We start from the raw sequence: 8,560 nt of genomic DNA on the forward strand, positions 1-8,560 counted from the left end.
CGTCGTACGGGGTCACGCGCCCCGTGTGACGTCAGCCGACGCGGAGGTGGGCCGCGGCCCAGGACGTGTGGTCGTAGGAGGTGCTGTCGTTCGCGTTGCGCACCACCAGCCGGAGCAGTCGTACACCGGTGACGTCCACGTCCACCGGGCGTGGTCCGCCCGCGGCGGTGAGCAGCCCGCTGTCCCACAGCCGCACGCCGTCTCCCCAGACCTCCGCGCTCGTGCCCCCGGCCGCGCTCTGCCGGGCGGAGAAGTCGTCGATGCCGACGACCGCGGTGAGGCGGGAGGCGTTGCCTCCGAGGTGGTACACGATCTCGGAGTGGGCGTGAACCCCCAGGCCCTTGGCGTAGGTGACGCCTCCGAAGCTGATCGGGGTGCCGTCGCCCGCCGGCTTCCTGCCGTTGGAGGTGTCGCGTTCCACCGGCCCCCATCCGTTGGTGGCCGACAGCCAGGGGAGGTCGCTGAGGTAGGTGTCGGCGGTGGGCGCCGGCGGGGGCGTGGCGACCGTTCCCCATGCCTCGAAGCGGACGGGCCGGCGCCCGTACGCCGCGCTCCCCTCGGCGTGCAGCGTCCACGTGCCGGCGGGGGTTGCGGGCGCCGGCGGGGTGACCCGCCAGGCGGTCTCCAGTGCCTCCCCCGGGGCGAGGTCGCCGGCCGGTCCCGGGGCGACGGGCCGGAGCCGCCAGCCGTCGGGCACCGTGAGCCTGAGCCGGGCGCGCTCCCAGGGGCGGGCGGAGGCGTTGGTGAGCAGCGCGGTCACGGTGAACGGCTCGCCCGGCAGGGCCAGTTCGGGCACCGTGAGCCGGATGCCGTAGCCCTCGCGGTCGTAGGACTCCGCCCAGGCCGCGCGGAGCAGGGCGGTGAGTTCCTGCGTCGGTCCCGGGTGGTCGGCGTGCACGTCGGTGGTCTCGCCCGGATCCGTCGCCAGGTCGTAGAGCTCGAACTGCCACTGGTCGTCGGGCACGGAACGGTCCCGGGCCGGGGCGAACCGCACGGCCTTCCACCGGTCGCGGCGCACCGCCTCGGCGAGGGTGTTGATGCGGCCCTTGTCCGCCGCCTTCGCCCGTGCCGTGGAGCCGGGGTCGTTGCGGTACCAGTAGAGGTGGTCGTGGTCCGGCGCGTCGCCGGGCCGGCGGGCGAGCAGCGCCGCGGCGGAGAGGCCGTCGATGTCCCGGGGCGCGGGGGCGCCGGCGAGTTCGGCGAGGGTGGGGAGGAGGTCCGTCGACGGGGTGATCCGGTCGGAGACTCCGGAGGCCACGGTGCCCGGCCACCAGGCGAGGAGCGGTACCCGGACGCCGCCTTCGTAGAGGTTGCGCTTGTAGCCCTTGAGCGGCCCGTTGGCGTCGAACAGGTCGGGGTCGACGCCTCCCTCCTCGTGGGGGCCGTTGTCGCTGGTCACCAGGAGGAGGGTGTGGCGCTCGATGCCCAGGCGCCGCAGCGTGTCCACGACCGAGCCGGCCAGCGTGTCGAGGCGGGTGATCTGCGCCGCGTGCCCCTTGTCGGCCGCGCTCCACGGCTGGTCGGCGTACTCGCCGGTGCCGGGGATGTCGCTGGGGGCGTGCGGGATGTTCGGGGTGAGGTAGAGCAGGAACGGCTCGTCCGCGTGTGCGGTGATGAAGTCGTTGGCGCGCTGCTCGATGAGGTCGACGACGTAGGTGCCCTTGCCCCCGTCGGCGTTGTCCGGGAGTTCGACGCGCTCGTCGTTGTGCCACAGGTAGGCCGGGAAGTACTGGTGGGCGTGGCCGTGCGTGATGTACCCGTAGAACTCCTCGAAGCCACGTCGGTTGGGGTGGCTGGGCTGGTCGGGCTCCTCCGGGCCGAAACCCCACTTGCCGATGCAGGCCGTGCGGTAGCCGCGGGCCCGCAGCACCTCCGCGAAGGTGGTGTCGTCGTCGCCGAGCGCCCCCTGCGGGCCGCCGAAGGGGTTCTCCCGGACCGGTGCGTGGCCGCCGTGCAGGCCGGTCAGCAGCGAGGCGCGGGAGGGCGCGCAGACGGCGGCGGCGGAGTACGCCTGGGTGAAGCGGGTTCCCTCGGCGGCCAGCCGGTCCAGACGGGGCGTCCGGATGAGCTGCTGGCCGTACGATCCGAGGTCGCCGCTTCCGAGGTCGTCCGCGAGCAGCACCACGATGTTCGGGCGGCGGCCGGGGGGCGAGCCGGCGGCGCCCGCCGTCGCGGCGGGCAGCGTGGCCATGCCGAGCGCTGCTGCGGATCCGGCGAGGAATTGTCGGCGGCTGGGCACCTGGGGCTCCTTTGCTGGAGGGAAAGAGGCGGGCCGGACCACGAAGTCCGGCCCGGAGGCACGGACCCCGGAGTCCGGCCCGGAAGCACGGACCCCGGAGTCCGGCCCGGAAGCACGGACCCCGGAGTCCGGCCCGGAAGCACGGACCTCGGGGCCCGGCCCGGAAGCGCGGACCTCAGGGCCCGGTCCGGAGGCACGGACCCCGGGGTCAGGTCGGAGGCTGCTCAGTGGCCGGCGGGGGCGGCGAGCACCACCGGCACCTCTTCGCCCGGCTCCACGACCAGCGTCTCGCCCCGGTGCCGGGAGACGTGGCCGTCCGCGTAGGTCTCGCCGGAGACCCGGAAGGTCAGCGGCGCCTGCCCCTCGCGGAGGGTCGCCAGGGGTGCGTCGAGCTTGTCGAGCCAGCGGATCAGCTTGTGACCCAGCCGGTGGACCACCTGGGGTTCCTCGTCGGCCCGGTCGTCGCTCTCGCCGATGTCGGCGGCCAGGTCGTACAACTCCCAGGACCGGTCCTCGTAGTTGTAGATCAGCTTCCAGCGGCCGGACCGGATCACCGACTGCGGATGCTGGTCGCGGGCGTCGTCGATCAGGTAGCCGGGCAGGTGCCAGTAGAGGGCGTCACGGTCCAGCTCGGTGGTCGGGTCGGCGAACAGTCCGCTCAGGTCCGCGCCGTCCAGGGGCCTGATGTCGTCCGTCCGCACACCCGCCAGGGAGGCGAAGGTGGTGTGGAGGTCGGCGCTGTAGACCGGGGTGTGGTCGACGGTGCCGCCGTCCACCAGGCGGGGGTTGCCGCTCCAGGCGATGAGCGGGACGCGCAGGCCGCCTTCCCGTAGTTCGCCCTTCTCGCCCCGCAGGGGGCCGTTGTCGGTGAACCGGCCGACGCCGCCGTTGTCCCCGGTGAAGACGACGACGGTGTTGTCGGCCAGGACGTGACCCGGGCGGCGGGGGTCGGCGGTGGTCTCCAGGTGCTCGACCACACGGGCCACGGTCTGGTCGAGCCCTTCGACCAGTGCGCCGTAGGCGGCGTTGGACGGCCCCGCTCCCGGGCTCTTGGCCCGGTACTTGGCGAGCAGGTCCGCGCGTGCCTGCTTGTCGCCCACCGGTGTGTGGACGGCGTAGGAGCTCAGGAAGGCGAAGAAGGGCTCGTCCTTGTTGCGGTCCACGAAGTCGATGGTGGCGTCCGCCAGCGCGTCCGAGACGTGCTTGTCGGTGCCCACCAGGGCGTCCACGGCGGCGGGGTCCGTGCCGTGCGAGAAGGGTTTGATGTTCTCGTCGACGTACTGCTGCGTGTAGTCGGCCGCGAAGGCGTCGAGCTCGGGACCGATCTGCTGGACGAACGTGCCGTTCTGCGCGTGGTAGGCGCCCGGGGCGCCGGCGTGGGTCCCGCCGATGTTCTCGTCGAAGCCGTGCTGGGCGGTGATGTCGGACGGTGTCGCCGCGACGTGGAACTTGCCGAGGTAGCCCGTGGTGTAGCCGGCGTCCTGCAGCCGCTCGCCGACCGTGACCGCCTCGGCGGGCAGCGCGACGTCCTCGTCGGGCAGCCCTTGCGGCGGGCCGACCAGCAGGGTGTCGTCACCGCCGCGGTTGAGGTCGTCGACGAGGTAGATGTTGTTGGTGGGCCGCGGCGCGTACAGGCCGGTGAGCAGGGCGGCCCGGGTCGGCGCGCAGTTGGGGGACGCGTAGGCGTTGTCGAACGCCGTCCCCTCCGCGGCGATCCGCTCCAGCGTCGGTGTCTCGTAGTAGTCGTTCGGGTTGCCCTGGTTGGTGAGGGGGCTGCTGAGGTCGGTCCAGCCGAAGTCGTCGCCGAGGACGAAGACGATGTTGGGACGCGGGGCGTCCGGCCTTCCGGCGCCGGCCGTCGTCCCCTGGGCGGCGGAGGGAGCGCCGACGGCGGTCAGGGTGAGCGCGACGGGGAGCGTGAGCAGGCCGAGGCGCCTGGCGTGTCTGTTTCTCATCGGGATCCTTGAGGTCTTCTGGCGGCGGTGTGTCAGGAGTCGTTGGCGCAGCGGAAGCCGATGTTCCCGGTGGCCGAGTCGGCGGTGTTGGCGGAGCGGGCGGCGACCCGGTACCGGTAGCAGTACGAGTCGTGGCACAGGTACGAGCCACCGCGCATGACGCGGGGCGCGGCCCGGTCGGGGTCGTGCCAGGGGCCTCGGGGGTCGTCCACGGGCGTCCGGCCGGCCCGGGCCGCGTAGGTGTCCGCCGCGAAGGTGTCGGCGCACCATTCCCAGACGTTGCCGACCATGTTCCACAGCCCGTGGCCGTTGGGCCGGTAGGACTTCACCGGCGCGGTCGTCACGTGGCCGTCCTCCGCGCTGTTGTGGGTGGGGAAGACGCCCTGCCAGATGTTGCACGACCACCGGCCGCGGGGGGTGAGTTCGTTCCCCCACGGGAACCGGGCGCCCTCGAGGCCGCCCCGGGCGGCGTACTCCCACTCGGCCTCCGTGGGCAGCCGTTTGCCCGCCCAGGCGCAGTAGGCCTGCGCGTCGTTCCAACTGACCTGGGTGACCGGGTGGTTCTGCAGGTCGGCGACGGAGGACAGCGGGCCGTGCGGACGCCTCCAGGAGGCGCCCCGGACGGTCAGCCACCACGGGGTGCCGGCGGCCTGGCCGAGGACGTCGGGGCGTTCGGCACGGACCGCGAGGTGGAAGACGGCCGAGACGCCGAGGCGTTCGGCGTCGGTGACGTATCCCGTGTCCTTGACGAACGCCGCGAAGGCCGCGTTGGTGACCGTGGTCGCGTCGATGAGGAACGGCCGGAGCCGCACCTGGTGGACCGGGCCCTCCCCGTCGGCAGGGTAGCCCTCGCCCTGGACGTCGCCCATGGTGAAGGTGCCGCCGGGCAGGCGTACCTGACCGCGGGTGGTGCGGTCGGCCGGTGCGGGGCGGAAGGGCCCGGGCGGCCCGACCGTGAGGGTGCCGATCAACGGGCCGCCGCCCGATGACGTTGCACCGCACGAGGTGTGGTTCCCGGCCGAGGGAGCGCAGCAGCTCACGGCTCAGCCTCCCGCCACCGCGCCGGCGAGCAGCCGCTCCACCTTGCGGACGAGCGCCGGATGCCGTGCCGCGACGTCGGTGCTCTCGCCGGGGTCCTGGTTCAGGTGGTAGAGCTCGACGGGACCGTTCTTCGGGCGCACGCCCTTCCAGTTGCCGAAGCGCACCGCCTGGTCCTTGCGGTCGTGCTCCCAGTAGAGGTGGTCGTGCTCCGGCTGCCGGCGGCCGGTCAGGGCGGGAACGAAGGAGACCCCGTCCAGGGCCGGCGGTGCGGGTGCTCCGGCGACCTCGGCGAAGGTGGGCAGGAAGTCCCAGACGGCGACCGGGTCGTGCACGACCGATCCGTCGGCGATCCCCCCGGTGTCCCGCAGGACCCGCGGGAGCCGGACGATCAGCGGGATCCGGATGCCTCCCTCGTAGACGGTGAACTTGATGCCCCGCAGGGACCCGTTGCTGTCGAAGAACTCCGGGTCGTGCGGCAGCGTGCTGCCGACGTGCTCGAACTTCGCGCCGGCCGAGTGGGGGCCGTTGTCGCTGGCCACCACGACGAGGGTGTCCTCGGCGATGCCGAGTTCGCCGAGCCTGTCGAGGACCCGGCCGATCTCCGCGTCGACCCGGGTGACCTGCGCGGCGTGGTTGCGTTCGCCCTGGGGCCAGTCCTCGTCGCCGTACGGGGCGTCGCTGGGGAGCTCGTTCGGGGCGTGCGGGGTGGTGTAGGCCAGGTAGAGGAAGAACGGGTCGTCGCTGTTGCGGTCGAGGAACTCCAGCGCCTCCTGGGTGAACAGGTCGGTGGTGTAGGTGACGTCGGCCGTCTCGTTCTCCGGGTAGTGGACCTTCTCGCCGTTGCGCCAGAGGTAGGTGGGCCAGTAGTCGTGGGCGTGGGTCTGGTTGATGTGACCGAAGAAGTGGTCGAAGCCCTGGCGGTTGGGGTGGCTGGGGTTGTCCCCGTTGTCCGGTCCCAGTCCCCACTTGCCGATGTGTCCGGTGGTGTAGCCGGCGGCGCGGAGCACTTCGGCCACCGTGACGTCGTCGGCCCGCAGTCCCTTGCCGGCGTCGCCGTTGGACTTCACCGTCGCGTGGCCGGTGTGCAGTCCGGTCAGCAGGGAGGCGCGTGTCGGTGCGCAGGAGGGCGTCGCATAGGCCTGGGTGAAGCGCGCGCCCCGGGCGGCGAGGCCGTCGAGCACCGGGGTGCGGATCACCTGCTGCCCGTAGGAACCGAGTTCGCCCCGCCCGAGGTCGTCGAGCAGGATCAGCAGGATGTTGGGCGCCCTGCCGCCGCGTCCGGTGTCCGCCGTCCCCGGTTCCTCGGCGACGGCCGCCGCGGGGCGCGTCGCTGCCGTGGCTCCGGCCACCGCGGCCACCACCGACGCGGCGGCGCCGGCGAACAGGGCTCTTCGGGAGACGCCGGGGCGGTTGTCTGTGCTCATGGAGGTGCCTTTCAGCGGCGGTGGGACGCGCCTGCCGTCAGGCGCACGCCGACGGGGCACGGGGGGGGAGGGTTCTTAGGGCGTGCCGGTCGCTCCGATCGAGCGGTCACGCGGTCACGCGGTCACGCGGGGCATGCCGAGGCCGGTGGTGCCGGGCATGGACACGCCGCCCCGGTCGTTGGCGGGGCAGCGGTGTTCGAGGGGAACGCGCGCGGCGGGGCGGGTGGGCCCGGGCCGCGGAGGCCGGGTCAGCGACAGATCTGGTCGTAGTGGTCGGCGCGGCGCCTGGACCGGAGACGGGCGAACGGCACGGGACGGCCGGATCGGGCGAACGGCATGACGATCATTCGATCACGCGATCGATGTGAGTGCCACGGATCCTGGGCTGACGAAACACGACTGCCACAGAGCCGTCACGGCGGCCGAAGGCCCCGGACCGGCCGGGCGGTCCGGGGCCTTCGGCCGTCGTGTCACGGCGAACGGGTCACCGGCGGGCGGGCCGGTCCTCCTCGCAGCGGACGTCGTGCGCGGGGCGCCGTCCTCCGGCCAGGAAGGCGGTGACGGCGCCGTCGCCGCAGGCGTTGCCGTTGTTGAGGTAGACGCCGTGGCCGCCCCGGTCGACGGTGACCAGACGGGCCCGGTCCCCGAGCGCCTCACGCATCGCGAGCGCGCCGAAGTGGGGGGTGGCGGGGTCGCGCAGGTTCTGGATCATCAGGATGTTCGACGGGCCTTCGTCGGTGATCCGGGTCGGCTCGTCGGCCGGCGGGGTCTTCCAGAACGCGCAGGGCACCACGTTGACCGGCATGCCGTCGGTGAGGGGGTGTCGCCTTCGGTCCTCGGCCACCGCACGCGCGTAGGCGGGGACCGGCCGGGGCCAGGCGACGTCGTTGCAGATGGTGGCCAGGGTGACCGCGGCGTCCTCGTCGGGCATCGGGCCCGCGAGTTCGCCGGGCAGGACCGGCGTCGCCCCGGGGTCCTGGGCGTCCAGCAGCAGGCGGGCCAGACCGGGGAAGAGGTCGTCGTCGTACAGGGCGTTCTGGAGGGCCTGACGGAGCCGGGTCCCGTCGAGCGGGACGCCCGGGGTCGCCGTCCGCCTGGGCCGCCGGTCGAGGCGCTCGGCGAGGGCGAGGAACAGCGGCTCGACGTCCTCGGGCCGCCGGGCCGTCCGCAGACCGTCCTTCTCGCGCGCCGGGTCGGCGGCCCAGGCGGCGAAGTCCGGGAACCGCTGGGCCGCGGCGGGCGCCATGTTCGCCAGCCAGCCCCGGGCCACCTTCGCCGGGTCCGGGTCGCCCGTGCTGTCGAGCACCAGCCGGTCGGTGCGCTGCGGGTACTTCTGGGCGTACACGGCCGTCACGTAGGCGCCGTAGGAGGTTCCCCAGGCCGACAGCTTGTCCTCGCCGAGGGCGAGGCGCAGCTGCTCGAGGTCACGGACCTCGTTGGCGGTGCTGTAGCTGCGGACCAGGGCGCCGCCGTTGTCCCGGCATGCCTCTGCGGTCCGGCGGGCGCGGGCCGCGTTGACGGTGACGGAGCCGTCGGCGGCCGGCCAGGACCGCAGGGTGACCAGATGACGGTCCTCGGCGGCGATCCCGCACCCGGCGCGTGAGCTGCCACCGACACCGCGCGGGTCGAACGCCACCAGGTCGTAGGCGTCGCCCAGTTGGGCGCGGAGCGCCTTCGCCGTGCCGGTCAGCCGCTTCACCCCCGAGCCGCCGGGACCGCCGGGGACGACCAGGAGCGTGCCGCGCCGCCGGGACGGGTCGCCGGAGGCCACCCGGGTCACCGCGAGCGTGATCCGGGGACCCGCGGGATCGGCGTGGTCGAGCGGGACGGACAGGTCGGCGCACTCCTGTCCCTCGGGGCCCCCGGACACCGGGCAGGGACGCCAGTCGAGCGGAGCCGGA

5 protein-coding genes are annotated in these 8,560 nt (G+C 73.6%); all 5 read right to left on the bottom strand.

Going from position 1 to position 8,560, the window contains the following annotated elements:
• Positions 1-31: 31 nt before the first annotated feature.
• Positions 32-2,239, bottom strand: a complete 2,208-nt coding sequence (locus HW445_RS10975) for a sulfatase-like hydrolase/transferase (RefSeq protein WP_180220835.1) — start codon at positions 2,237-2,239, stop codon at positions 32-34.
• 224 nt (positions 2,240-2,463) lie between these two features.
• Positions 2,464-4,194, bottom strand: coding sequence for a sulfatase (locus HW445_RS10980; protein WP_180220836.1), 1,731 nt, complete (start codon positions 4,192-4,194; stop codon positions 2,464-2,466).
• 32 nt (positions 4,195-4,226) lie between these two features.
• Positions 4,227-5,165, bottom strand: coding sequence for a formylglycine-generating enzyme family protein (locus HW445_RS10985; protein ID WP_218956831.1), 939 nt, complete (start codon positions 5,163-5,165; stop codon positions 4,227-4,229).
• Between the two features lie 72 nt (positions 5,166-5,237).
• The gene (locus HW445_RS10990; RefSeq protein ID WP_180220838.1) at positions 5,238-6,659 is read right to left on the bottom strand and encodes an arylsulfatase; all 1,422 of its coding nucleotides are present in this window, start codon (positions 6,657-6,659) and stop codon (positions 5,238-5,240) included.
• 484 nt (positions 6,660-7,143) lie between these two features.
• Positions 7,144-8,560: alpha/beta hydrolase (locus tag HW445_RS10995; RefSeq protein WP_180220839.1), on the bottom strand; the 1,417-nt coding region annotated here is incomplete at its 5' end.

Origin of the sequence: Streptomyces sp. UH6 (genome assembly GCF_013421635.1) — a bacterium.
GTDB classification, from domain to species: domain Bacteria; phylum Actinomycetota; class Actinomycetes; order Streptomycetales; family Streptomycetaceae; genus Streptomyces; species Streptomyces abyssomicinicus.

What these genes read in the sequence shown, in the direction of transcription:
- HW445_RS10980 (WP_180220836.1), bottom strand. Translation starts at nt 4,194, where the DNA reads ATGAGAAACAGACACGCCAGGCGCCTCGGCCTGCTCACGCTCCCCGTC.
- HW445_RS10990 (WP_180220838.1), bottom strand. Translation starts at nt 6,659, where the DNA reads ATGAGCACAGACAACCGCCCCGGCGTCTCCCGAAGAGCCCTGTTCGCC.